Genomic DNA, 26,868 nt, shown 5'->3' on the forward strand with positions numbered 1-26,868 from the left:
AGTGGGTGGTGCCACAGTGCACCACCCGAATCCAATTAATAAACCCCAACGTTATTCCAAGCTTCGGAAACTGCGTTTGCTGCAGAACCTCCGTATAGATCGATTGCTGACTGTTCCAATGCTGCCCTTGCATAAGAGAAGTCACTGTTTGGGGTAAGATATACTGTTAGGGCACGGTAGTAAATTTGTTCCGTTTTGGAAATTCCTAGACTATTGATTGTATAGTAAGCGGCTTTATTAGGAATACCACTGTTAATGTGAACTCCACCCCAATCACCTTCACGCGTTACGGGCAAGTCTCTGTACTCATTCATATGGTCAGGCTGATTATAGACGTTTGGGTTGGACATAGATCGAAGTGCATCCCCAGAACGGTATGGAGTATACACATCCTCGCCCATTAACCAATCTTCAGAGTCGACAAAGAATCCAAATACATCGGAAAATGATTCATTTAATGCACCTGATTGAGATTGATAGACAAGCCCAGCAGTGGTGTCAGTTACCGCGTGTGTAAGTTCATGTGCTACAACATCATTTGCGCCAGATAGGTAAGTGAAAGTTGTTCCATCTCCATCACCATAGATCATTTGGTTTCCTGTCCATGCAGCGTTATTATAATTGTTTCCATAATGAACAGTGGATACGATGTCTGCACCTTGGTTATCGTAACTTACTCGGCCAAATGTATTATAATAGTAATCAAAAACTTCTCCAGCATAAAAGTGTGCGTCAACCGCGGCTTTTTGTTGTTCACTAAAGAAAGTATTTCCTGTATCTGTCACATAATATCCAGGTAGAGATGATCCTCCATAGTTATCAAAAGTCGCGATAACACCATTCATTGGTTTTGTGACGTCATGTAGATAATAAGTACCGTTCGTATAGTACGTATTCAAATACTTGGTATCACCTAAAACACCAGTTCCAGTACCTGTTGCTTCTTTTACTAGATTAATAGCTTGTAAGACTTCACCTGTTTCGGCATTTACATATACTTGCCAGTTAGCCGGATAGGGCACAGAAAACTGTAATTCCACATGATAAGCAAGTGAATAATTACCATCTTTATGAAAGATAATTAAATCACTATTTTCTGTTAAGGTATGGAAGGAGTTTCCCTTTATTGATTTAACTTTTTTATTTGCATCTTCACGGTTTAAATCAATATGTTTCCATGCAGCATCGAGTGCATCTTTTTTGTTAAGTTCACGTTGCTGTTTTAGTTTAGTGGGTGCATCTTTATGAAAGTCTCCATTGACTGATGTAACCTTACCATTTTCGTTGGTATGTACGACCACTCTGGCATTGGCAACAGGAATATTCTCAACAACTGGTTGGAATGTATAATGAGTCATACCTAAGTCATCCTGTTCCGCCTTCACAAACTCTAAATCTTTATTCGGATTTATGCCCAGCTCTGTAGCATTTTCCTTGAAAAAACTCTGTACAGCCTGCTTCGAAACTGCCTTAGATGCATGAAAGTTCTTTTTCACAAATTGTGGACCTTCTACGCCTTGGTCTCCTGTATCTGCGTGTGCAAGTGTACCTCCTGAAATAATACTGGTCCCAAGTACAAGTGACGCTACTAATGGCTTCCACTTCATATAATTCCTCCTATTTTTCAGATAATTCAAATATAGCAAACTGATGCTGTATATAATATAGTCTGATAGATTGATTATAGATTGGGTAATCTTCTCTAACAATTGTAAAATTATGTTGAAAAATAGGAGTAAATAGCTTGTTTGTTTTTATTGGGAAAGGTGCCTGCAACCATTGTACCCAGGATTTTATAGGTACTTCTTCATATTTCGACAATAATAAAAGTTAATCTTGCAAAACTAAGAAGTAACACGATAGTATAATAGTCTGTAGCTTAATTGAGTAAAGAATAGTCTAGAAAAGAGGGAACGATAAAATGGAAATAACCGATCAGTTCAATCCAGATGATGTTAACTACATCAAGAGAAAAGTAATCGAATATAATATGGAAGAACTCCCAGACCATATTAAGACGTCAGATGAAGATATTAGTTTTATTTTAAGAGATGATTTTGGTGACATAGTGGGCGGAATTACTGCCAATATGTTTTGGCATCATATTCATATTGATTTTTTATGGGTAGACAAACGTTTTCGAAAAGAAGGTTATGGGAGTCTTCTATTAAAAAAGCTGGAAGACTTTGCGAAGGAGAATGCTTGCAGATTAATATATTTAGATTCGTTCAGCTTCCAGGCCCCAGGGTTTTATCAGAAGAATGGATATAAAATTTTCGGGAAAATAGATGACCATCCAAAAGGATATGACCTGTATTTTTTGCAGAAGCGTTTGACGTAGTATTTCTAAACATATCAACAGTCAATTGATAACTTTTATTAGGCTTTTTTAGTAAGGCTGTTTTCGTAAAGGTTGTTGCTTTTGGGAGAATAGATATAAAATGCGACGTAACTTCTATCTATGTTAGATCTGTTTTACTGATAATGGAAACAAGTTACTTAAGCAGCCGCAGCCCGTATACACTTCGCTTTCCGCGGGCGGCTGGTGAGCCTCCTTGTGCTAACGCACTGCGTAGTCTCACCGATGCCTGTCCTCCCGCAGGAGTTATCATGAACGAAACTAGCCCCTTGTCGTAATAACGTAGGTTAATTTGGGTATAGAGTAGTACAAACCAAATCAGAGCTATAATACGAAAGGAGCTAGTAATATGAATAATACCACAAAATACGTCGGTTTAGACGTATCAAAAGAAAAGATTGCAGTAGCGGTTGCAGATGAGGGACGTTCTAAACCGAGATATGTTGGTATGATTGACTATACGGTAGAAGCAATTAGAAAGATAATGAAAAAACTAGGAGAGCCGAAACAGCTTCAAGTTTGTTATGAAGCCGGACCAACTGGATACGGACTCTATCGACTTCTTAACAGTATGGATATTGAATGTGAAGTAATTGCACCATCGTTAATACCAAAGAAACCTGGCGAACGTGTAAAGACTGATAAACGTGATGCCATTAATCTCGCAAAACTTTATCGTGCTGGGGAATTAACACCTATCTATGTACCAACAGAAGATGATGAGGCACTACGTGATTTGGTTCGAGCACGCGAGGATGTAAAGGAAGATGAATTAAGAGCTAAACATAGACTAACAAAATTTCTTCTAAGAAATGAAATCAAACCGCCTAAAGGAACCAAAAAATGGACAGTGAAATATTGGGATTGGCTGGATAAAATGACATTTGAACGGTCTGCATCCCGGGTGGCATTCCAAGAATATTTGCAGCAACTAAAAGAATTTCAGCAACGATTAAAAGTATTGGAAGAGGAAATTGAAGACCAAGCCAAAGAAGGTGTCCACGCACCAATGATCCAAACCCTTATGACATTACGAGGAGTAGCAATTATTACAGCAACTAGTTTGGTTGCGGAAATTGGATCATTCAAGCGATTTCAGACACCAAAACAATTTATGGCATACACTGGACTGGTACCAAGTGAAAGTTCCAGCGGTGAATTACGTAGATTAGGTAGCATAACCAAAACAGGGAATCAACATGTTCGAAGATTGTTGATAGAGGCCGCGTGGGGCTATAGATATAAACCCGCAGTCAAAGGAAAGCTGAAGAAACGACAAAAGGGACAGCCGTCGAATATCTTAGGAATTTCATGGAAGGCTCAAAACCGCTTGCACAAAAAATATTTTTGTCTATTAGGACGTGGAAAAGAGAGTGGGAAAGCAATTACGGCAGTAGCAAGAGAACTGGCAGGATTCATTTGGGCAATTTCCCACGAATCTAATTGTGAAGCTAAAACAAATTAAACTCCAATAAGCTAAAAAAGGATGAACATTCATTTGAAAAGGGAATGAGTATAGGGCTCGGAGGCAAAGGTGAAAACCGTAAGGGAGAACGCACGACGTAGACTTGTGCTAGCCATAAATTGGTGAACGCACGGCAGGAGTTCGTGTAAGATCCTTAGACGGAGAGATAAAATGTGAGAACCCACGGATATCAGTATGCTCATCGGAGTAGAGACTTTTGCCTTCGTGCCGTGTATTTATCTCCTTTATAAAATAAGAAAGGGGTAAATCATTATTCTTGGCTTATTATTAGCAAGCTAAAAGAAAGGAATTATTGTAGCAAATGGCAGCTTATAGAATATAACTCAAAAAAGGAGCCTAAAAAAGACTCTTAAATTAAGGTTGTCCAAAAAACTATATTTAAATAAGTGTGTGGGGTGACTTGACAGTTTCGTTCATATCAGTCTACGTGTATACGGGCTGCTGGTATAATATTTGCCAATAACAGCATTCATTAGTTAAAAGAAATGACAAAGAATGCTTACGTAAATAGCTTTACCAGTCCAGGTGTGTGGAGGGCGGTGACTCCTGCGGGAACAGCACGTGTCCGAAGACCCCGCAGAGTGGTAGATAATGAGGGCCGACTAAGACCGTCCTTTGTGGACAACGTCGGCATACCCCTTGCCGGGGCGAGGAGGCTAAGGCCGTGCCCGCGGAAAGCATCCGCCCGGAGCGACCCTGGATGGCAGTAATAGCACATGTCTTTGAAAATAAACTTAAGGTTACGCCGCAGTTTATATCAACTGTCCTATCTGTTATATCGGCCGTCATCATAATGGTGAATAACTAATGCAAACGTTAGATACAATAAAAAGTCGGTATCAGGATAATTGGTCCTAATACCGATTAGCTTCCTAATTTCAAGAATCAATCTATAACTTTAAAACTTTCGAGCATGGAGTCAAACCGGACGCCGTGACCCTCGGAGGCTGCAAAGAAATATATTTGTTTTACTAGAAATACATTCTCACCGGCTTCAAAGAAATAGTATTTATAAACAAGACTATCCCAATTTTGTTGGTCTTCTGTCATGTATTTCACTACTTTTCCTTTCAATGGAACCGTCACATCTTCTGTTCTCTTCACTTTTAATCCATAATTATTTACTTCTTTTTCTGCTTTAGCCATTTCTTCTTCAATAGTTGTGTTTGCAGTTTGAATAATTTCCATTGAAACTTCCGGGTATTTCTCTTCTAGTTCATTTTGCAGTACAATTTTATCACTTTCTTCGTTTCTTTCCATTTTGTACCTGGATTCATCCACATAAATGATATAACGATGTTCTTCATTTGTTTCAAGCGATACATCCGTTTTTTCTGTCTGACCTTCAATTTCCAAACTGATTTCTTTTTCCGGTTTAAACATTTCATTTAAGTTATGATTCACTGCTTGATCTGTTTTAAGACCAAATCCTATTACAACTAACATAACCACAGCAATTACAGCCACAATAAGACGACCATATTTTTTCATACAGTTTTCACCACTTTTAGCAACTTTTCAATAGTATAAGTAAGTATCCTAAGAATGTGAATGAAAAGGTGGTCAGAGGCGTTTAACGGATTCCGTTTCTTATCACAAACATTAAAAATGTAATGTAAAACGAACAACAATTTTTATGCTAATTTGATAGGTAACAATAGCCAGTGTAAGTCTACATGTAGCCAACAATTTCGGATGCAAATTGGCATTCATAAAGGAATACCTTAAATTATTTTTGCGGACATCAGATACGTTATTTATAGAAAACAAACAATAATAAGGTGTTAAAGGACACCAGGGGCCTTATTTGGGAGAAATACTCCTATTTTACTTTGATATATGTGAAATAAATGATTGTATGTCCGCATACCTACTCAAAATCACTGTTTTAATAGAAATAGCGAATCTTGTGTCCGCCAGTTCCAGTTAATATGTAGCTAACGAGGTGTTTTGAAAAAGCAATTAAAATAATTCGGAAACTATCTAGTTCATAACTGTTACTTAGCTTCAAGCTTTCTCAGAAGAAGATTACTAAATTTCTGTTGATCTTCTTCTGTGAATGCTTTTGGTCCTTTAGTTCTTTTGCCACTCTTTCTTGCCATTGCACTTGTGTATCGTGTATGTAGCAACTGATCAATATTTTCTTGTGTGTATTCAAATCCTTTATGGTGAAGGACAATGCAGCCTTTACCCAATGCAAGTGAAGCTAATCCATAGTCCTGGGTTATGATGATATCCTTTGCCTCGGCCATTTGCATGATCCGAAAATCTGCAGAGTCTGCCCCTGTGTCAACATAGGTTGTTTCTACACCAGGCGCCGTGTCTCCATGCGAATAATGGGCGAAGCTTTTGACGAGTATCACAGGTATTTCTGCATCAGCTGCTATCGAAATGATACTATCTTTTACCGGACAAGCATCAGCATCTACATATATTTTCACGAGGGTCACCTCATCCTACGAAAGTTTTTGTTGCTTCATTTCTATTTCTTTTATTAAGCCTTGAACCTGCTGGAAGGCTTCTTCAATTGTCTGTGCTTGTATCGTGATTATTTTGTCATTCGGGTATACCTTAGTGGCATGCTCGTATCGTGGATCATAGTAATATTCAAGTAACAATTGGACAGCAGAGCTATATTCTTCATTAGTCAAATGATCGTGAATATCTTTAGCAATAGGTGTATGGATCCGCTTTTTAATAAGGTTAAATGCTTCCATGAATTTTTCTGGATTGTTCCATGGTTGATAATCATCTAAAATATTTTTAATCCGCTCCTCCACTGGGAGGTCAACGAAAACCTGGATTCCATTTTCTTTATGGTTGTATAAAAAATCAGGTATTGTCACTTTACCAATCCGTTTGCTTTCTCCCTCCATAAAGAGAAAGGGGGCATTTTGATGTTCTGACAAAGCTTCAACTAATTGGGATTCGAATTTCTTTTGGTTGCTGGGATCCAAACCGATTTGTCCAAAAATAGAGCCACGATGACTCGCCATTCCCTCTAAATCTAGTACAGGATAACCATTTTGACTGAGTTTTTCCAAGAGAATAGTCTTTCCAGATCCAGTATATCCGTTTAGGACATAAGCTTCTGATTTCAATTGATAATTATCTAATGTATGGACTACCCACTGCCGGTATGATCTAATTCCACCACTTAAGCGGAAGGACTGATTTCCTATTAAATCCAGTACCGTCGCAGCAGTCTTACTTCGCATTCCTCCACGCCAACAAAAGACGGTTTTGGACGTTTCAATGCTAGCAAAGGCGTTTATGAAGTCGGGAAGCTTTGCCGAGAAGATTTCCAATCCACGTTCCTTGGCAGCTTCAGATCCTACTTGTTTATATATCGTGCCGACCTCAGCACGTTCATCGTTATCAAAAATCGGGATGTTAATGCTGCCAGGGATTGTGGCTTCGTCAAATTCCTTTGGCGAACGAACATCAATCATCGTATGGGCTTCTTTATTTTGTAAGTCGAATAATTCTTTTAGTGTAATATCGTGAACCATTATCATTACCCCTTATATTGAACGAATTAATTCTTGTCTACAATAATATGTCCAGTATTTCCATCTGTAACTTCGCCTATAATCTGTGCTTCAACGCCTTTATCCTGAAGGTCTGTAAGCAGATTGTCTGCATCCTTATCAGAAACAGAAATTAATAGACCTCCTGAAGTTACGGCATCACACATTATCCATTGATCGTATTGGTCCATTGAATCTGCATAGGTGACCGCATCTGCCAGGTGTTTAAAGTTGTTTTTTGTTCCACCAGGTACTGACCCTTCTTCTGCAAGTTCCTTTACGCGTGGCAAAACTGGAACTTTATCATAAAAAATTCTCATATCTACCGAGCTGCCATTAGCCATTTCGGACGCATGACCGAGTAAACCGAATCCTGTAACATCTGTACATGCGTGCACATCATATGCATTCATCGTTTCGGATGCTGTTTTATTTAAAGTAGTCATCACATTTGTTACGCGTTCAATTTCTTCATTATGTAATAATCCGTTTTTTATGGAAGTTGTTAAAATACCAACACCGATTGGCTTTGTCAAAATAAGCTTGTCACCAGGCTTGGCTCCAGTATTTGTACGAACTTTATCAGGATGAACAATTCCGGTAACTGCTAAACCAAACTTTGGTTCTTGATCATCTATCGAATGACCACCAACAAGTGCTATGTTTGCTTCCTTAAGTTTATCACCTGCTCCACGTAGAATATCAGCTAGGATACTCTTATCAAGAGTTGATATTGGAAAGGCCACGATGTTAAGTGCGGTTATTGGTTTGCCGCCCATAGCGTAAACATCACTAATCGCATTCGTTGCTGCAATTTGCCCGAATGCGTAAGGATCATCCACAATGGGGGTGAAAAAATCAACCGTTTGAACAACAGCTGTGTCATCACTCAGCTTATATACACCTGCATCATCACTGGTATCAAGACCAACAAGAACGTTCGGATTAGGGGTTGCAGATGGCAATTCGCGGAGAACCTGAGATAAATCAGCGGGACCTATTTTACAACCACATCCACCTTTTGAAGATAATGATGTAAGTTTAACTGTATTTGAATTATCCATTAATGACCAACCTTTCATTAATATGTTATACATCAAGTTTATCATAGGATGGTAAATAGGAAAGAAATTAAAACTAAACCCCATTTCACCTAATGAAATGGGGTTTAGTCTATTATTGCTTCACAACACTCAATTGATCACCCAAATACTTCGCCAATTCCAACATTCCATATGTGTCAGCTTGGGCTTCTGCATCGGAATTATAGTTTGTATTTGTATTAACATCATAGGTGTAAATCTCGCCGTCATGGTCGTAGATGAATTCAATGCCAGCTACTTGTATATCGTTATTTCTTAGAAAGGTTTCATATTTTTCGATAATAGGATCCTGAAAACCTTCAACAATCTGGAATTTTGGTTTTTCGGAAACTTCCTCTCCTACCGGGCAATTTAAATCATCAATTTTGCATGCATCTGCAGGGCAAAGTTCAAATCCTTCCGATGTATCAACTCGAACAGCATAAACAAACTTTCCACCAACAAACTCACAACGCGTAATATAAGGTTCTGGTGCTTGAATATATTCCTGAATTAGTGTGATGCCATCAACGGAAGGATCAAAAGATGGGCCATCAAGATATTCCTGCAATGCTTCGATAGAATGGAAAAGCTGTACACCAAGTCCTTTTCCAGCGCGATTATGTTTTGTGATAAATGAGCTTACACCTAAATCTTTAGCTGCCTGGATAATTTGCTCTCCTCCAACAGCGGCGACTGTTTTCGGTGTGCGTACACCGGCATCATCCAATGCCATATATTGATTTACCTTACTGACCTCAAGTCGAAGTGCACGACTCCCGTTAACTACTTTACGCCCATGACGCTCGAGCCATGCTAATACTGCTTCCGTCAATTCTGGTGCAAACCTATTACCCCGTGTATGGGAGGATGCACTCATCCGACTGTAAAAAACGCCCTCGGGAGGGACCGTTGATAAATCGACTGTTCCTTTATCTAAATGCCATTCTTCATAAGGAAGATTTAATTGTTCCAACCGCTTAATTAGATGTGCTGTCCATTCTTTATTTTCATGGATAATATAGACTTTTTCCGTCATAAAAAGAACCTCCTATTTTATAGCTTTACGCTTTTCTTCTACTAATGGCATTACTTGTTTTGAGAACCGTTCCATTTCCTCTAACTGTGGAGAAAACTGCAGAAGTAAAAGATCTACACCAACATCTTCAAATCCGATAATTCGTTCAGCAATCTGTTCGGGTGTACCAATTAAGTTTGGGCGCAATCCTCGGTTGGATACGGAGTAATCATTCAATTTCACTTGCTGCTCAAGTTGTGACTTACCAACAAAGTCCTGATATCCTGCGTAACCACTCGCGTCTTTTACATCTGTAATTCGCTTCCATTCTTCTAATGCTTCTTCTTCACTGTCGCGACAAATAATATAAGCAGCTAATCCGAATGATTGTAAGGCTGGTTTACCTGCTTTGGCGCGGAGTGTTTTCATATCCTCAACTTTTGTCTTGATTTCCTCAACTGTTCCCCCGTGCATAACATAAGCATCACACGAATTTACAATTACTTGTTTACCACGTTCACTTTCTCCACCTGCATATAAAACAGGATTCGGCCGTTGTACTGGCTTTGGTTCCAAGTGGGCATCTGAAACCTCATAAAACTTTCCTTTGTAGTCAAATGTTCTTTCTGTCCACATACCTTTTAATACGTCTAAAAATTCCTCTGTACGTTTATATCGTTCATCGTGTTCTGTGAAGTCTCCGTCGTATTGACGTGCTTCTTCTTCCCACCAACCGGATACAATATTTAACGTAAAACGTCCATTTGAAATGTGATCAATATTTGCTGCCATTTTAGCTGTGACAGCTGGATTATGGAACACTGGCCGTACTGCAGCCATAATTTCAATTTTTTCCGTGACGGCTGCAAGCGCCGCGGCTGTTGACCATGCTTCTATTGAGTCATGTTCAATACCTTTGATATCATTCAAATATAATTCCGCAATTAATGTTGTGTCATATCCCCATTTTTCAGCGGATTGAACTACCTGCTTAGCATAATCATAGGTTGGTGGCATATTTTCATCGTCCACATTTCGTAACCAACCGCCGAAGATAGGTAACCAAAAACCATATTTCATCTGATTTTCCCCCTGCTTTGTATAGTAAAAAAACCTCTTCGATAAGAAGAAGTTTTGTATACAGCTTCATCTTATCTGTCAGAGCAACTGCTCTGTTGGATTTAGCACCTTTTTGAATTTCTCCAAAAGGTTGCTGGGCTTCATAGGGCCACTCCCTCCACCACTCTTTATAAGAACATTTATAAAATTATAGTAATCATACCAGAAAACTATGAATTAAATCAATTGTTTCATTTCCTCTCTTCAGCATTTTTTAAATGTATGAAAGCAATTTTTTAAAATATGGATAAACGTACTGGTGCAAATCGTTTAACGAATTGCTATCGGATTAGATTTACAATAATTATTTTTCTTGCTTTTTTGTAATAACTGTTATACTATTAATATAACAAACATACAAATTAAACAAGAAGGTGACTCAAGGTGTATATAAATCTTGATTTAGAAGCAGTAGAACCTATTTATACACAGTTAAAAAATCAAATAATAGCAGGGATTGCTAAAAAGGAAATTGTTCCGGGGGAGGGTCTGCCATCAGTACGATCTCTTGCAGCTGATATCGGAATAAATCTCCACACAGTAAATAAAGCCTATCAACAACTTAAGCAAGAGGGATTTATTTTAATTCATCGACAAAGGGGAGTAGTTGTTAATCCAGAGGGTGTGCCAAAAGCAGATGATGAATATCTCGGTCAGCTTAAACACACATTACATCCTTTAGTTGCGGAATCCGTATGCCGGGATGTAAATGAAGAAGACTTTTTACAGCTTTGCAGGGGATTATTTAATGAATTTAAAGAGGGAGAGGGTGACAAGTAAATGAATGTGACGATGGTTATTTTACTTTTGGTAATTATGATTCCTGTGTTTATTTCACTCATGTTTATTCCATATTGGACGAGGAAAACAGAAAGCTTTGGCGTCTCGATACCAGAGGAAATTTACCATAGCCCGGAATTAAAATCTATGCGTAAGCGATATGCTGTTTTAACAGGAATAATGAGTACGCTTGTAGCAATTATATTTCTGGTCACGGGTTTTTATTTTGAAGATGCAGAAACGATGAGTATTCTTTTTTCTATAATTATTGGACTATTTATGATAGGAAGCTTTTTCATTTACCTTAAGTTCCACCGTGAAATGAAGGTTTTAAAAAAGAACAAAAACTGGTCAGAAAAAAAGTCACAATTAGTCGTTGTGGATACAAAGTTTCGTGATCAAAGGCTTACCCATTCGAATCTTTGGTTTATTGTTTCATTTATCATTGCGTTTGCATCCATATTTATTACGTTTCGATTCTATGATCGAATTCCAGATAGGATACCTATGCAGTATGACTTTGATGGAAATGTCACAAATTGGGCAGATAAATCGTATCGATCATTATTACTCATGCCAATTATGCAGGTTTACTTGACATTACTCTTTATATTTATAAACACAATAATCGGTAAAGCAAAGCAACAGGTTAATGCTGAAAACCCTGAAGAATCAATGCGTCGGAATGTTATTTTTAGAAGAAGATGGTCAGCTTATATCATTATCACTGGAATTACTTTAATGATTTTGTTTACCTTGATACAATTATCATTTATTTTCCCAATCAACCAACAGTTGCTGGTCATCGCACCACTAATCTTATCAATTGGTGTAACGGTCGGGGCGATTGTTCTTTCGATTACTACAGGGCAGGGTGGCAGCCGGCTAAAAACGAGTAATGGAGCAAATGGAAAAGTCATTGACCGTGATGATGATCGCTTCTGGAAACTTGGTGTGTTTTATTATAATAAGAATGATCCATCCATCTTTTTGGAAAAACGATTTGGCGTCGGCTGGACAAATAACTGGGCCCATCCATTATCGTGGGTTTTCATCTTAGTAGTTATTGCTGGAGCAGTTGGTATACCATTTTTGTTACAATGAATGACAGTATTAGATTTCCAAGCGGCGGATATATTGTGGAATTGGCGGATAAAACACTGCGAGTCGGAGTTTGATTTTCACTATAGTCATGTTTTTCACACAAACAGTTAAATTATATAAAAAGGACCGGGCAACCAGATTTTTCTAAGGAGAGTAAATGAACGTGGTTTTAATAAATGAGATGCAAGATAAAGACGCAGAACAAGTACTAGTAATTTTTCAACAAGGAATCGAAACAAAAAATGCAACATTTGAGACAAAAGTTCCTACATGGGAAGCGTGGGATCGCGGCCATATTTCTTCATGCAGGCTTGTTGCTCGCGAGGGGGACCAAATGATTGGCTGGGCTGCGTTGAGTCCGGCTTCATCACGTGAGGCTTATGTTGGAGTAGCTGAAGTAAGTATCTATTTACGGTTAGATAGTCTTGGAAAAGGTGTGGGAAGTCGGCTATTAGGTGAAATAATAGAAGAAAGTGAAAGGCATGGATTTTGGACGCTGAAATCAGGGATCTTTCCGGAAAATAAAACAAGTATCGCATTACATGAGAAATTTGGATTTCGGGTGTTGGGAACCCAGGAACGTATTGGTCAGATGGACGGCGTATGGCGTGATGTTGTGCAGATGGAAAGGCGGAGTGAAGTGGTTGGAGTATGATTAACCACTAAAAAATAATTATAAGAATTTGTTAACCCATATCCCTGTTGTTATTTTAAAGTGGGGATAAGGGTTTTTTGGCAGTTAAGAAGTATAAAACTTTGGCGTTAATCTGTCTAGCGCAAGCGCCCTAGCCCACCTGAGGTTTTAAGTCAAATCTCTTTGTGATAAAAATCATCACTAAGAGATTCGTTTTAAACTTGTCGGGTTTAACCAAGGCGCTTGCGCTTTTCTAATGCCTAAACATTCGAATATCGAAAGCATTTTAGTTATAATTTTACTAGATGGTATGGAAATGCAAGCTTTGATAATCTAGTATTTTTAAATACTAAAACTGGTAAACGAAAAGGGTTTGATTGGTTTGACTAGAAAGAAAATTGAACAAAGAGTTAGGAGACATGCTTCGGAGTTGGTGTATAAAAAGGGATACGTCAGCCCGGTTGATCTTCTAGTAAAGATGGAACGAGTCACCCCAAAGCAAGTGAATGATTGGAGGTTAAAGAAAATCCCTTATTTAGAAAGAGTAATAGTTGGTAACCTTGCAAAGCTAAATCATGCACTAAAAACACTAAATAAATTTGCTAATGAACAAAATTTGAAACCGTCCATTACTGTTTATAAATCTTGGGGGAAAGGACCGAAAAAGAGACTTCGGTTTTCTAAATCTGGAAATCCGTTTATGGAAAAATTGTATTCTACCCATTATGTGAGGAAAAAACAAGGTACAGAGAGTGAGGATTAGTAAAAATGGCAAATGTTAATAAAATCAAAATCCCAGAAATGAAAAAGCAATTAAAAGAATTCAGCCAAAAAGAGTTGATCGGTCTAGTTTCTGATATATATAAGCTAAATCAAGATGTGCAACATTATTTATCGGTGAAATTTTTGGGTGAGGAAACGATTATTGGTCTGTTTGAAAACGCAATGAGAGAAATTAAATACGAATTCTTTCCGGATAAGGGGTTTGGTAAAATGAGGTTAGCTAAGGCCAGGGGCGCCATTACCAACTTTAAAAAGCTTACCAATGATCATCATCGTACAATCGAACTAATGGTATTTTATGTAGAAACAGGAACGAAATTTACTACTACATACGGTGATATTGATGAAAGGTTCTATGACAGTATGTGTTCCATGTACAATAAGGTAGTAACCGAATGTGAAAAGGATAAAAAACTTTTCTATGATTTCAATGATCGTCTGTATGCTATAGTAGTTGAAACTGAAGGCATGGGCTGGGGTTATCATGATGAATTGAGTTATATGTACCATTCAATTAGTTGGTTGGATGAGTAGAGCGCTAAAAAATAACCCCTTGAAGGGTTCATACTGTTAAAGGTATGAATTCCAAGAGGTTATTGTTACTTAAATAAATTATAATGATAGTTTGTATAACACAGTTTTTCCATAATCACACTGTTGTGGACTAGAAAGCTTGAGATGCGATTCTTTCATAGTGCTATTCACTTTTTTCCATAACTGCAAAATAATTTCCTTCACTATCTGCGAAGTTAAATACTTTACCCGAAGGCATATTAACAATTTCTCCTACTGTGATATTATTATTTGATAAGCCTTTGTGTAACTTATCGAGGTTTTCTGTGAAGAACATTAAAGAAGGTGTACCAAGGTTTAATTCCGGTGACATTTTGGCTATTAATTCCTTGTTGTGAAGTATAATACTTGTTTCAGCTTTCTTAGAGGGAGCTATTTCAATCCATCTCATTCCTTGGCCATCATCTTCTCGAGAAATTACACTAAACCCTACTATTTCGGTCCAAAACTTCACTGCTTCATCCTGATTAGTTACATATAACATTATTTGACCAACCTTATTAATCATCAAATTCACTCCTTTTAGTAACTACTTCGACATTTTATAATTAGTTCCTGCATTTTCGTTAAATATCTCTATCCTTGAAAAAGATGCCTTTCTTGTTAAAGAAAAGCATCCGTTTAAGCATATAATTAATCCTACTTTTTTACCGCTGCAAACTCATGAACCCATACTTTCATTTTAGGAGACCAAGGCATTCCGGGGTGTGATGAAAGAATAGAGTTCTTGTATTCTTCTACAGTCTCGTATCCTTCCTGTTTTGCATTTTCATCGGTTAATTCACCAAGGGTTTGTTCATAGATGTCTTCCACCACAAACTGATAATTTTCGAGTTTCATAATTTCTCCTACATCTGCGTATCTACCGTTTCGACGGGTAGCTGTCTTTTGACCTTTAATTACCTTTTCAACATCTTGCGGAACCGTAACTAATCTTTCAATTGAACATGTTTTTGGAGGCAATTCTTTATTACTATTTTGTTCGGTCACGTAAACCCCACCTTTTATTTAGTATTAAGTCTATTATATATGAAAGTAGCAGTATTGATGAATAAATGCAAAAAGAAGAGGTTTAAATGGTGTACAGAAATAGTACATATCCAATGCAGGGTTATCAAGTTTTTTATCGAATGTATATTAATAGAATACTTAGATGTAAAGCGGACATGGATCTTATCAAGAAATATAGGATGAGGCTTTTTTAATGAAATAAATTGAATACAAAAGGAGAGAAAAAGCATGTTAAATAAGGTATGTGTCTTAACCATCAAGGTACACAATATTGATGCGGCTGTTGATTTTTATACAAACACATTGGATTTCAATGTATCTAATCATTATGGTGAAAAAATTGTCAGCTTAATCAATCCAGAATTCACAATTGTGTTAGAAGAAAATGAAGAGGAATCATTAATGTCTGGTAATAATGTCTTGCTAGGATTGGTTTCAGAGAATGTAGATGAGGATATGAAAATGCTACTATCAAAAGGTGTAAAAATGGTTTTCTCTGAGCCAAGACCATGCCCACCTGGACGTTATATTGTAATAGAAGATCCTTCAGGAAATCATATTGAATTACTGGAGTTTTCAAACTAGATTTGGCCGTTGAGAATGTCTTATATGGGAATGAAAGTTAAATATTGACTGTGCAAAACAGGCGCCAAATCTCTTTGTGTAGTATAATAAGTACTATCAATTATAAAAAATAAGGTGGCTCCGTCATGTCATTAAATCGTCAATCACTAATTGAAGAAATTAAATTGGTAGGCAATAAAATAGAAGAAAAGAAGTATGATATTGCACGTGAAATGGCTGAAGACCGGGATAGTGATACAGATCAAGCGCTTGAGATTCGTGTGAAGATTGTTCATATAATTGCGGATTCATTTGATCAAGGTCAAGATTCTGAAATTATGGATCGAATAACAGAATGGGGAAAGATGACTGGGGAACTAGCAATTACATATGGTGTTGCTTTAGATGAATCATTAAAAAGTGTCTCAAATATACGAGTAATACTTGGGAAGAATCTAGAGGAAATTGTACAAACTAACAAGTTGTCGATTGAAACGGTTTTTGAAGTAACCCGAAAAATTGATCGATTATTAGATCAGGCGGTGTATGCCTATAGTACAACCTATGTTAAATCATATAAAGAAATAATAGATAAGGCCAAAGAGGACTTTTTAACACTGTCTGCCCCAGTAGTTCCGATACTTGATGGGATTGCAGTGTTACCAATTATCGGTGGGATTGATACGGATCGTGCCGATGTACTACTACAAACTGCATTGCGTGAATCCGCACAACGGGACTTATCGCATTTATTCATTGATCTTTCAGGTGTTGCGGTTGTGGATACGATGGTGGCACATTACATCTTCAAAATTATTCAATCACTTGAATTAGTTGGGGTAAGAACTGTTCTTGCTGGTATCCGTCCGGAAGTTGCGCAAACGATGGTAACGTTGGGAATTAATTTTTCACAGGTGAAAACATACAGTACAATGCAACAGGCATTGTCCAGACATATGACATCAGAAATTCTGATTAAATAATACAAGGTAGTGAGTTAAAGCTATACAACTATTTCAACATGGTTGTATAGCTTTTTTGTTACAATACCGCATATATCAAGTAGCTTATGCAAAATATATAGTTGAGCTGACATGAACTAGTCTGAAAGTTGACTTGCTATATGCTCATCTCTATAATGAGAAACTATGTGAATTAACCGAGCAAGCTGACGTAGCATTAGTCAGAGTTTATCTAAATGATTGTAAAAAGAGATGCTATCTTTTTTCCATAGTAAATGTGACATATGGAATATCGAGTAATAGACACTTGCTCCTAAACAACTAGGAGGACAAACGTGCCAGAAAATAAGAAACATAAATTGGATTGGACAGTATTTTTAGTAAGTGGTGGATTTTTAATTTTGTTCATTGTTTTATCATTTTTCAATAGTACGATGGTTGATAATGCGATTACCAAATTATTTGGCATATCAGCTAAATTCTTTGGAGCGTATTGGCAGCTATTGTTACTTGGAAACTTTTTTATTGGGATATTTTTAGCATTTTCGAAATATGGTAAAGTGCGTTTAGGTAATCAAGAGGAACCAAAATATAGTTATTACAAATGGGTTGCCATGATACTTTGCACATTGCTAGCAAGTGGTGGCATATTCTGGGCAGCAGCTGGACCGATGTATCATTACATGGATACTCCGCCATTATTTGGTGGCGGATCAGGAAATATCCCGGCAGCATTCGCACAATCGTTTATGCACTGGGGATTTTTAGCTTGGGCGATTTTAGGGACTCTTGCTACGATCGTAGTAATGCATGTTCATTATGGTAAAGGATATCCATTACGTCCGAGGGCAATATTATATCCGATTTTTGGTGAAAAGATATATAAAAAAAGTATTCTTGGTTCTACGGCTGACATTGTATCTATCATTGCAACTGTTGCTGGTACGCTCGGGCCGCTTGGATTCATTGGATTACAGATATCATACGGTCTTAATTATTTATTTGGTGTACCAAATACAATTACAGTAAGTATTATTGTTGTAGTTGTACTTGTGGGTATTGCTGCAATTTCTGCAGCGACAGGAGTAGACAAAGGGATTCTGCTGTTAAGTCGTATAAATATTGGGATGACAATAGGTTTAGGTATCATCATTCTTATTGTTGGACCTACATTGTTTATCATAGATGCATTTGTTAGTGGTACCGGATTCCGTTTGCAACACTTTTTCACGATGAGTTTATATCGGGGGGATAGTGCATGGCTTGGGTCATGGATTGTATTCTTCTGGGGATGGTTCATCGGTTATGCTCCAATGCTGATCATATTTATTTCCCGAATTTCCCGAGGGAGAACGATTAAAGACTTAATTATTGCCGTATCAATTGTAGCTCCTTTGGTTAGTAATTTCTGGTTTTCTATTGTAGGTGGAACTGGTGTGTTTTTTGAAACAAAAAATCCTGGATCAGTTTCTACAGCGTTAAGTGAGGCTGGAATGCCTGCTGCAGTGATGGCGATTACGGATCAGCTTCCATTTAGTACAATTATGGCTGTTGCATTTCTTCTCGTATCAATTGCTTTTGTTGCGACAACGGCTGATACGATGTCATATACAGTTGCGGCAACATTGACAGGGAATGACCATCCACAACGATGGCTCCGGGTTTTCTGGGCATTAATTTTTGGCCTTACTACAGTAGTGATTCTCACGATTGGTGAAAATAGTATTGCCTCAATCCAAAACTCTATTGTCATAACAGCCGTTCCAGTGTCGTTTCTATTACTGCCACCGCTTTGGTTAGCTCCGAAGGTAGCTAAGACGATGGCGCTTGAACAAGGCATCGTCTGGGAAAGAGAGCACATTAAACCGAAAGCTAAAAAATAAGTATTAACGATTGCTGTCGATCCAAGTGTGCAATTTACTTGGATCGACAGTTATTTTAATCAAAGTAAAATTCATATAAATTTGTCGGATTTTTTGTTATACTTAACTATACCTCGTAGTTTACGAAGGAGGATAAAAAGTTGAGAAACGGAACGAAATTGCAAAAAGAAGCAATGCACATGTTAAAACTTACAAGCAGAACATTTTACATACCGATTAGTCTTTTAAAACCTACCCTAAAAGAGACTGTAGCTTCTGCGTATTTGTGTATGCGGGCAATTGATGAAATGGAAGACCATGAAATGTTGAAACCAGAGATAAAACAACATTTGTTAGAATCCACTAGTATACTTTTGACAAAAAGTGAATTTGACAATAATGCCTATCTTAATCTAATAGATCCTTATAAAGATATACTACCTGAAGTAACGGTGCGGCTTGGGGATTGGATCAATTTCTGCCCTGATGAAATTGTTGAAAAGATTAAAGAATCAACAAGTATTATGGCAGCCGGCATGGCTAAGTGGGTAGAAAAAGACTGGCAAATACAAAGCAAAGAAGATTTGGACGACTATACATATTATGTTGCAGGGTTGGTTGGAGTCATGCTTTCAGATATATGGAAATGGTATGATGGAACAGAGACGGACCGTGATCTTGCTATTGCATATGGACGGGGTCTGCAAACTGTAAACATTCTGCGTAATCAAGAGGAAGATAAAGAGCGTGGGGTTAGTTTTATTCCGGATGGCTGGAATAGAGATGATTTGTTTCAGTATACGGAGCAAAATTTACAACTAGCAGATGAATACATGAAGGATATAAAAACCCGCAATATTCTACTGTTCTGCAGGATTCCATTGGCACTTGCAAAAAGAACACTTAAAGCATTAAAGAGTGGTAGAGAAAAAATCTCTCGTAACGAAGTAGAAACTATTGTAGATGAGATTACAAATGAATAGATAATGATTAAGGCACAGTTCATCGGGAGCTGTGCCTTTTGCGAGCAAGGAAAGTATAAACGAAAATCTGTCTAGCACCAGCGCCTAGCCCGCCTGAGATTTTAAGTCAAATCTCTTTGTGATAAAAATCATCACTAAGAGATTCGTCTTAAACTTGTCGGGGCTGACCAAGGCGCTTGCGCTTTTCTTATGTGTAAGGAAAGTATAAAATGTGACATTGAATATTTTGGTCACTATGCAGAGCCACGTCGAGCTCCAGCGCCCACCGACTATTGGATTTCCTTTATCTCATACGGATCAGTCCAATCCATACGTCGCTAAACGGGCGCTTGCGCTTTTGTTCCTAATTTAATAATTATTTAACATTTGCTGTATATGATATATACCAAGAGAGTGGGTGTGAAATTGTCTATTAAAAAGCGATTAATTTTTTCCAATATAGCAATGATTATTATTCCAATAGTTTTCTTCTTTTTTATCGAAATAATCGGCGGGTTTGTCTTATTCTATCTGTTTAACGGGGAACCAGAAGGCAAACAATTGAATATGTTTTTAACTTATAGGTTTATAGGATTGTTGTTGGTTTTAGTAATCACAAATGGACTACTGACGTATTTCGTTTCAAAAAGCATTATCAATCCAGTTAAAAATTTATCCGTAGCGGCACAGGAAATAAGTGAGGGTAATCTTGATTTTAGTATTGAGTCAACGAATAAGGATGAGCTTGGCCAACTTTCAAAAACATTTGAAGTAATGCGTCTAAAGCTAAAAGAAGCAGAAGAAGTCCATGTGCGATATGAAGAAAACCGTAAAGAGTTGATTGCAACTATATCGCATGATTTAAAAACACCTATGACGTCAATCAAAGGTTATGTTAAAGGGATCCGTGACGGTGTGGCAAATAATCCTGAAAAGATGGAGCGTTATATGGACACAATCTACACCAAGGCAAATGATATGGACCAGTTGATCGATGAACTTTTTTTATACTCAAAATTAGATTTACAACGTATTCCTTTTCAGTTAGAAGAAATCGATCTCCATAATTATTTGACTGATTTTATTGAGGAGTTAAGATTTGACCTTGAACAAAATGGTGGTACGGTTTCGTACGACGCAGATCTAGAAGATTCTTACGTAGTGAAGGCAGACAGAGAAAAGTTAAAGCGGGTAGTAACAAATATTGTTCAAAATAGCCTGAAATATATGGACAAAGACTGGAAAGAGATCCAGGTCAGTTTACAATCCGAGTCAGATCAAGTTGTTGTTAAGATAACAGATAACGGTAGTGGAGTAGATGAAGAAGCAATCCCATTCATTTTCGAAAGTTTTTATCGTACTGATTCCTCGAGAAATTCTACAACCGGTGGTAGTGGACTTGGATTAGCGATTGTTAAAAGAATTATAGATGATCATGGCGGTGCTATCTGGGCAGAAAGTGAATTAGGTGAAGGGACCAGCATTTATTTTACGCTTAAAAAACCTGTAGATGAGAAGGTGAGATAGTGAAGAAAGTTTTAATCATCGAGGATGAACAGAGTATCGCAGAATTGGAACGGGATTATCTAGAAGTTAATGGATTTTCCAGTGATATTGCGATGACAGGTGATGAAGGGCTTGCTAAAGCATTGAGTAAATCATATGACCTAATCTTGTTGGATCTAATGCTTCCAGGATTAGATGGATTTGAGTTATGTCAAAAAATCAGAAAGACAGTCGATATCCCAATTTTAATGGTAACGGCAAGAAAAGAAGATATTGACAAAATTCGCGGATTTGATCGTGGTGCCGACGATTATATTGTAAAACCATTCAATCCAAATGAATTGGTTGCACGGGTTAAAGCCCATATAGCCAGGTATAATCGATTGGTAAATCGTGAGAATACACAAAATGATTTACAGATAAAAGATATTTACATTGAACGCAACTCACGAAGAGTATTAGTTAATGAAGAAGAAAAAATATTTACAGCCAAAGAATTCGACTTATTGGTGTTCCTAGCGACCAACCCAAATCGCGTATTTAGTAAAGATCACTTGTTTGAACGGATTTGGGGCATTGACTCGATGGGTGACCTGACAACAGTAACAGTTCATATTAGAAAGATTAGAGAAAAAATTGAAGTTGATCCGTCCAATCCTGAATATCTTGAAACAATTTGGGGGGTAGGGTATCGCTTTAAAAAATAACCAAACTATACAAATCGCGGGAGTTCTTTATGAGCTTCCGCGATTTTTTTTACGCGTAAGGAAGCAGCAGTCTAAGAAGAACTTTGTTATTCGCTATTAAAGAATATGCGAATGACGAAGTTTTTTCTTAGCAGTTAAGAAATCCTTTCTTACTGCATAAGTGCAACTAAGGCTTGGCGATAAGCCAAGTTTTCTAATAAGGAAAGTATAAAATTTTGGCGTTTATCTGTCTAGCTCCAGCGCCTAGCCCCTCGAGGTTTTAAGTCAAATCTCTTTGTGATAAAAATCATCACTAAGAGATTCGTCTTAAACTTGTCGGGGCTGACCAAGGCGCTTGCGCTTTTCTTATGTTTAAGGAATATTTAACAATTTAATAAGATGTATTTTAGAACTGCTTTGTATGATAAGAAAGAAGTCATCATAAATCATAATTTTACTAGGAGGAACCATCATTGGAAAAAAGAAAAACAAGAATTCGTGTGGGTAGAATCCTGTATCTTATACTAGCTATTTTATTTGCACTATGTATCACCGCACAGATTTTTATAGCAGGATTAGCTACTTTTGTAAATCCTATTAATTGGATGAAACACACTACATTCGTACATCTTTTTGGATTCAACCTACCAATACTCATGCTTGTGTTTGCATTTGTAGGAGCGCTTCCTAGATGGGCATATTGGCAACTCTTAGGTCTGCTTGGATTAATTTTTACAATGTACTTTTCTGCAAATATGTCAGCGGTTTTGCCGTGGATATCTGCGTTGCATCCACTCATAGCTGTCCTGTTATTCATTCTGTCATGTGCAATTGTTTTAAAAACATGGAAATTAATTTTAAACAAAGAAGATAACCAGAAAGGTGGGAGTTAATATGCGCACATTTTTAGCAATATTAGTTGGTTTATTTGGAGGATTCATTCTTGGTATCGCATTATCAAGTTTTATAGGAATTTTGGGAATGACATTTCTTGGAGAGCCAATTGGGATAAAGTTTTTATCTTATTACACCGCATTTATCTGTGCAGTATTAGTACCAATCCTTGATCAAAAAAGTAGAAACAAGTAAGTAGAAACTGTTATTTTGATTATTAGTAATTAGAAGTATATGATTTAGATAATGATAATCTATACAAAACCTTAGGAGGTAAAATAATGACACAAATTAATGAAATCGGTAAACTTGAGGATTGGGAACAGGTATGGAATAATTCAGCTAAGAATCCCGTCATTATTTTCAAACACAGCACAACATGTCCAATTAGCGCAGGGGCCTTTAAAGAATATCAATCGTTTTTGGATTCATCGGACGAAACAGTTGATTGCTATACTGTCAAAGTGATTGAAGCAAAGGATGTTTCCAATCGTATCAAACAGACACAGATGTAAAGCATGAATCACCGCAGATTTTATTGATTCATAACAAAGAAGTTGTGTGGCACACATCACACAGTAAGATTACGGAAGCAAGTATTGAAGACGCTATCCAAAGCAAGTTAATAAATTAGAATTAACAAGAGACCACCGTTGGTCTCTTGTTAATGATTATTTTCCAAGTAAGGCTTTAACCCCAAGATATAACAGGGCTAATCCAAATACAATTACAGCAATTCCGCCAACGATTTCAAAAAATCCAGCTAGTCCAGCGGTAATAACTGCTGATGTTGGAACGCTGGCCAGACCAAATCCTGCTAAAATACATGCTAAATATAATAAAGCTAATTGATACATTACCAATCCCTCCTTCCCTTCATAATTTATGAGGGAAGGAGGGATTGTGTTTGGGTTGTATATTTTGCATTTGTTAATTTATTTCTTGTGAGGATTTAAAAGAAAAACTGTAATCCCAAAGATTGTTGCTTTCGGGAGAATAGATATATACTTGCGACGTAACTTTAGGTTTATTTCCAAAGACATGTACTATTGCTGCCGTCCAGGATCGCTCCGGGCGGATGCTTTCCGCGGGCACGGCCTTAGCCTCCTCGAGAAAACCACTCTGCGGGGTCTTCGGACACGTGCTGTTCCCGCAGGAGTCACCACCCGGAACGATGCTGGACTGGTAATGCTATTAACGTAAACATTCTTTGTCATTTCTTTCAACTAATGAATTCTGTTATTGGCAACTATACCAGCAGCCCGTATACACGTAGACTCACCAGCCGCCCGCGGAAAGCGAAGTGTATACGGGCTGCGGCTGCCTAAGTAACTTGTTTCCATTATCAGTACTACAGATCTAACTTAGATAGAAGTTACGAAGCAGTTTATATCAACTATGAAGATGAAAAGCAAAAATGCGTACGAAAAGAGCCGAAAGAAAAGAGCCGAAAGAAAAGAGAGAGTCAGAAGGTGCCAGATATTTTGACAGTAGAGGATAATTTAAATTGAGTCCGGCACCATAAGTAATCTATTGTGAGTTATCTTCTTGTTGCTCTGTAGGTTCCTCGCTTGGATCTGGCTCATCTTCATCGACGCCATCACAGCCGAATAAGAATCCCACTGCTAGGATTGTTGACAATGAAGCAAGCGTGTATTTTTTCTTCATTATTTTTACCTCCTTTCTACTATTTTTAACATGCCCAGATATATGAAAATGTATAAATCCATTCTTTAGATTTGCATTTAATTTGAAGCAGAGAAAAAGAGTGTGATTCACTTTGGAGAACACACTCTTAAGACATAATTCCTACCTAGCGATGATTACCCCTTCATAACAGTTTAATAACACTGAAACGATTGGATTCTATTTAAATCTATACCGAAATAAACCCACCTGTAGCCGGTCCATCTGAATCCAGATACGGAACGTCTGCCAACAAACACTGGGAAAAACCAAAAAGCATCGCGGAATAACCAAACATATGTGAAACGAAAGAGACAACCTTGAATGGCACCTGGGTCTACAGCAAAAAGTTGATGCTCCTGCTGTGTTGGAGTGAAAGATGGTGGTGGGGAAGTAGGTGCGTTGGGCTGTCCTCCACCCGGCGGTGGTCCAGGCGGCTGTCCCCCACTTTGAGATCCAGGGAAAAAGTCGGAAAGAAAATCTGGAAGGTTGAACTGCCTACCCTCTCCATTGGGTCGTTTATTGTTATTCATTTTTAGTATTCCTCCTCTGAAAAGTCTTCCCTTTACTATATGGTCGTTTGTCTGGAGTGGGAATAATTTTTCATATTTCTAAAGGAACATTTTTTCTAAAAAAATAATGGTATAATTATGTTCCCTAATACCAAATAAAAAGATATACTTGCGAAAGAATAAATAAAGGAGATTTAATTGTATGAGTAATGATACGGAAGAAAAGAAATATGAATATTTGGCTGATGATCCAAACGGTAAGGTAATGCCAATCATGCTATCACTAATTATCGGTGCATTTTTTGCCATCTTAAATGAGACGCTGTTAAATATTGCTCTTACTACATTAATGGAAGAGTTTAGCGTTTCGGTTACAACAGTGCAGTGGATGGCGACTGGGTTTATGCTGGTGATGGGTATTGTAATTCCTGTATCAGCAGTATTAATGCAATGGTTTACAACGCGACAGATGTTTCTAGGAACAATGTCTGTCTTTACCATTGGAACGATTATTTGTTCAATCGCTCCAACTTTCTCTGTGCTACTTGTTGGTCGACTTATGCAAGCTATTGGAACAGGACTATTAATCCCAATCATTTTTAATACATTCCTGTTAATCTTCCCACCGAGGCGACGTGGCGCGGTGATGGGTATAGTTGGTCTTGTAATCATGTTCGCACCTGCAATTGGGCCAACTTTATCCGGAATTATTGTAGAACATATGGGATGGCGTTATTTATTTATTACTGTTATTCCGTTTGCTTTATTTTCGATAGCCTTTGCATATAAATACTTAACTAATGTGTCAGAAATTACAAAGCCAAAAGTTGATATTCTATCCATTGTCTTTTCAACTATTGGTTTTGGTGGAATTGTGTTTGGTTTTAGTTCCGCTGGTGGTAGCGATGATGGGTTTCTTAGTCCTGTTGCTTATTTGCCTATTTTGATCGGGGTTATTGCATTGCTATTTTTTTCATTTAGACAATTTAAACTTGACGAACCGTTACTTGATCTACGGGTGTTTAAATTCCCAATGTATACACTTGGTGTTGTGATGTTTCTCATCATTATCATGGCAATGTTTGCATCAGAGATTATTTTACCAATATATATGCAGGGGCCATTAGCATTGACAGCGGCGACGGCAGGATTAGTTTTATTGCCAGGCAGTTTGTTGAATGGACTTTTATCACCTGTTATGGGGAAATTATTTGATAAATTAGGGCCACGAGCTTTAATGATACCTGCAACATTCGTATTATGCGGAACCATGTTAATCATGACGAGATTAGATTTAAATACACCAGTATGGGTAATTGTCGTTAGTTATATTTTATTAATGATTTCCATTTCAGCTATCATGATGCCAGCAGAAACAAATGGCCTCAATCAATTGCCGAAACATCTATACCCGCATGGAACGGCAGTTATGACTACCTTACAGCCTGTGGCAGGAGCTATCGGTGTTTCCGCGTTTATAAGTATTATGAATGCCAGAAAAAACAGCATCTTAGATAAAGCGTCTACTCCTACTGATCCGACCACAATAAGTAAAGCGATGGTCTCAGGTGTAGAATTAGTGTATCTTATTGCGTTAGGATTTACGATAATCGCATTGATTGTTTCATTCTTTGTATACCGTGCGGAACCCCCAAAGGAAGTGGAAAATGAAACTCATTAATAATTAATGGGTTTTATTTTTTTACCTACGTCTAGCTCCAGCGCCCATTGCCTAGTGCCCTTCCGGCACCTCCT

27 protein-coding genes, 1 pseudogene and 1 riboswitch are annotated in these 26,868 nt (G+C 37.6%); of the genes and pseudogenes, 17 read left to right on the forward strand and 11 right to left on the reverse strand.

The genetic code is table 11. The annotated features are described in order from the left end of the window. Positions 1-35: 35 nt before the first annotated feature. Positions 36-1,607, reverse strand: coding sequence for a M4 family metallopeptidase (locus tag LG329_RS11575; RefSeq protein ID WP_404450974.1), 1,572 nt, complete (start codon positions 1,605-1,607; stop codon positions 36-38). 314 nt (positions 1,608-1,921) lie between these two features. Here LG329_RS11575 and LG329_RS11580 point away from each other — a divergent pair, with 314 nt between their 5' ends. Both LG329_RS11580 and LG329_RS11585 read left to right on the forward strand, forming a co-directional pair. Further along, a complete protein-coding gene (locus tag LG329_RS11580; RefSeq protein WP_404450975.1) occupies positions 1,922-2,341 on the forward strand; it encodes a GNAT family N-acetyltransferase in 420 nt (139 codons plus the stop codon). A gap of 367 nt (positions 2,342-2,708) precedes the next feature. After that, positions 2,709-3,824 carry an IS110 family transposase gene (locus LG329_RS11585; protein WP_404450976.1) on the forward strand — a complete coding sequence of 372 codons (1,116 nt, stop codon included), beginning with the start codon at positions 2,709-2,711 and terminating at the stop codon, positions 3,822-3,824. A 906-nt stretch (positions 3,825-4,730) separates the two neighbouring features. Here LG329_RS11585 and LG329_RS11590 read toward each other — a convergent pair. The 6 genes from LG329_RS11590 to LG329_RS11615 form a co-directional block, all read right to left on the reverse strand. Continuing rightward, the gene (locus tag LG329_RS11590; RefSeq protein WP_404450977.1) at positions 4,731-5,336 is read right to left on the reverse strand and encodes a hypothetical protein; all 606 of its coding nucleotides are present in this window, start codon (positions 5,334-5,336) and stop codon (positions 4,731-4,733) included. Between the two features lie 506 nt (positions 5,337-5,842). Further along, positions 5,843-6,286 (reverse strand): YaiI/YqxD family protein, encoded by a 444-nt coding sequence (locus LG329_RS11595; protein WP_404450978.1) that lies wholly within the window; start codon positions 6,284-6,286, stop codon positions 5,843-5,845. A 15-nt stretch (positions 6,287-6,301) separates the two neighbouring features. Further along, positions 6,302-7,357: a tRNA 2-selenouridine(34) synthase MnmH gene (gene mnmH / locus LG329_RS11600; protein WP_404450979.1), complete on the reverse strand. Its 1,056-nt coding sequence runs from the start codon at positions 7,355-7,357 to the stop codon at positions 6,302-6,304. Between the two features lie 26 nt (positions 7,358-7,383). Next, positions 7,384-8,439: a selenide, water dikinase SelD gene (gene selD, locus LG329_RS11605; RefSeq protein ID WP_404450980.1), complete on the reverse strand. Its 1,056-nt coding sequence runs from the start codon at positions 8,437-8,439 to the stop codon at positions 7,384-7,386. A 112-nt stretch (positions 8,440-8,551) separates the two neighbouring features. Continuing rightward, positions 8,552-9,496, reverse strand: a complete 945-nt coding sequence (locus LG329_RS11610) for a RimK family alpha-L-glutamate ligase (protein WP_404450981.1) — start codon at positions 9,494-9,496, stop codon at positions 8,552-8,554. Positions 9,497-9,508: 12 nt separating this feature from the next. Further along, positions 9,509-10,555: an LLM class flavin-dependent oxidoreductase gene (locus tag LG329_RS11615; RefSeq protein WP_404450982.1), complete on the reverse strand. Its 1,047-nt coding sequence runs from the start codon at positions 10,553-10,555 to the stop codon at positions 9,509-9,511. 68 nt (positions 10,556-10,623) lie between these two features. Next, a riboswitch (SAM riboswitch) is annotated at positions 10,624-10,731 on the reverse strand. Positions 10,732-10,978: 247 nt separating this feature from the next. On the opposite strand from LG329_RS11615, the gene LG329_RS11620 reads away from it, so the two are divergent. The 5 genes from LG329_RS11620 to LG329_RS11640 all read left to right on the forward strand — a co-directional run bounded on the left by LG329_RS11620 (position 10,979) and on the right by LG329_RS11640 (position 14,429). Next, entirely contained in the window at positions 10,979-11,374 is a 396-nt protein-coding gene (locus tag LG329_RS11620) for a GntR family transcriptional regulator (protein ID WP_404450983.1), read from the forward strand. After that, positions 11,375-12,478 (forward strand): DUF1648 domain-containing protein, encoded by a 1,104-nt coding sequence (locus LG329_RS11625; RefSeq protein ID WP_404450984.1) that lies wholly within the window; start codon positions 11,375-11,377, stop codon positions 12,476-12,478. Positions 12,479-12,635: 157 nt separating this feature from the next. Beyond that, a complete protein-coding gene (locus tag LG329_RS11630) occupies positions 12,636-13,133 on the forward strand; it encodes a GNAT family N-acetyltransferase (protein WP_404450985.1) in 498 nt (165 codons plus the stop codon). 361 nt (positions 13,134-13,494) lie between these two features. Then, a complete protein-coding gene (locus tag LG329_RS11635; protein ID WP_404450986.1) occupies positions 13,495-13,875 on the forward strand; it encodes a hypothetical protein in 381 nt (126 codons plus the stop codon). A 5-nt stretch (positions 13,876-13,880) separates the two neighbouring features. Further along, positions 13,881-14,429 carry a DUF6155 family protein gene (locus LG329_RS11640; protein ID WP_404450987.1) on the forward strand — a complete coding sequence of 183 codons (549 nt, stop codon included), beginning with the start codon at positions 13,881-13,883 and terminating at the stop codon, positions 14,427-14,429. 163 nt (positions 14,430-14,592) lie between these two features. Here LG329_RS11640 and LG329_RS11645 read toward each other — a convergent pair whose 3' ends face one another. Continuing rightward, complete coding sequence (locus LG329_RS11645) at positions 14,593-14,976, reverse strand: VOC family protein (protein WP_404450988.1); 384 nt, start codon at positions 14,974-14,976, stop codon at positions 14,593-14,595. Between the two features lie 131 nt (positions 14,977-15,107). After that, a complete protein-coding gene (locus tag LG329_RS11650; RefSeq protein WP_404450989.1) occupies positions 15,108-15,458 on the reverse strand; it encodes an ASCH domain-containing protein in 351 nt (116 codons plus the stop codon). Between the two features lie 249 nt (positions 15,459-15,707). Here LG329_RS11650 and LG329_RS11655 point away from each other — a divergent pair, with 249 nt between their 5' ends. The 9 genes and pseudogenes from LG329_RS11655 to ytxJ all read left to right on the forward strand — a co-directional run bounded on the left by LG329_RS11655 (position 15,708) and on the right by ytxJ (position 23,549). Then, positions 15,708-16,064, forward strand: a complete 357-nt coding sequence (locus LG329_RS11655; protein ID WP_404450990.1) for a VOC family protein — start codon at positions 15,708-15,710, stop codon at positions 16,062-16,064. 125 nt (positions 16,065-16,189) lie between these two features. Next, the gene (locus LG329_RS11660) at positions 16,190-17,026 is read left to right on the forward strand and encodes an STAS domain-containing protein (RefSeq protein ID WP_404450991.1); all 837 of its coding nucleotides are present in this window, start codon (positions 16,190-16,192) and stop codon (positions 17,024-17,026) included. A 314-nt stretch (positions 17,027-17,340) separates the two neighbouring features. Continuing rightward, positions 17,341-18,888 (forward strand): BCCT family transporter, encoded by a 1,548-nt coding sequence (locus LG329_RS11665; protein WP_404450992.1) that lies wholly within the window; start codon positions 17,341-17,343, stop codon positions 18,886-18,888. A 140-nt stretch (positions 18,889-19,028) separates the two neighbouring features. Continuing rightward, positions 19,029-19,850, forward strand: coding sequence for a squalene/phytoene synthase family protein (locus LG329_RS11670; protein WP_404450993.1), 822 nt, complete (start codon positions 19,029-19,031; stop codon positions 19,848-19,850). A gap of 405 nt (positions 19,851-20,255) precedes the next feature. Beyond that, positions 20,256-21,356: a sensor histidine kinase gene (locus tag LG329_RS11675; protein ID WP_404450994.1), complete on the forward strand. Its 1,101-nt coding sequence runs from the start codon at positions 20,256-20,258 to the stop codon at positions 21,354-21,356. Continuing rightward, entirely contained in the window at positions 21,356-22,042 is a 687-nt protein-coding gene (locus LG329_RS11680) for a response regulator transcription factor (protein WP_404450995.1), read from the forward strand. The genes LG329_RS11675 and LG329_RS11680 overlap by 1 nt, the downstream gene beginning before the upstream one ends. A 452-nt stretch (positions 22,043-22,494) precedes the next feature. Beyond that, positions 22,495-22,914: a DUF6220 domain-containing protein gene (locus tag LG329_RS11685; protein WP_404450996.1), complete on the forward strand. Its 420-nt coding sequence runs from the start codon at positions 22,495-22,497 to the stop codon at positions 22,912-22,914. 1 nt (position 22,915) lies between these two features. Next, complete coding sequence (locus LG329_RS11690) at positions 22,916-23,110, forward strand: DUF5957 family protein (RefSeq protein ID WP_404450997.1); 195 nt, start codon at positions 22,916-22,918, stop codon at positions 23,108-23,110. An 86-nt stretch (positions 23,111-23,196) separates the two neighbouring features. Next, positions 23,197-23,549, forward strand: a pseudogene (ytxJ, locus tag LG329_RS11695) (bacillithiol system redox-active protein YtxJ). A 37-nt stretch (positions 23,550-23,586) separates the two neighbouring features. On the opposite strand, the gene LG329_RS11700 reads toward ytxJ, so the two are convergent. After that, positions 23,587-23,772, reverse strand: a complete 186-nt coding sequence (locus LG329_RS11700; protein ID WP_404450998.1) for a hypothetical protein — start codon at positions 23,770-23,772, stop codon at positions 23,587-23,589. A 673-nt stretch (positions 23,773-24,445) separates the two neighbouring features. After that, positions 24,446-24,583, reverse strand: a complete 138-nt coding sequence (locus LG329_RS11705) for a hypothetical protein (protein ID WP_404456789.1) — start codon at positions 24,581-24,583, stop codon at positions 24,446-24,448. Between the two features lie 732 nt (positions 24,584-25,315). Here LG329_RS11705 and LG329_RS11710 point away from each other — a divergent pair. After that, on the forward strand, positions 25,316-26,794 hold the full coding sequence (locus LG329_RS11710) for an MDR family MFS transporter (protein WP_404450999.1): 1,479 nt from the start codon (positions 25,316-25,318) through the stop codon (positions 26,792-26,794). Positions 26,795-26,868: the final 74 nt, after the last annotated feature.

Source organism: Virgibacillus necropolis, from assembly GCF_044793635.1.
Taxonomy (GTDB): domain Bacteria; phylum Bacillota; class Bacilli; order Bacillales; family Amphibacillaceae; genus Virgibacillus_F; species Virgibacillus_F necropolis_A.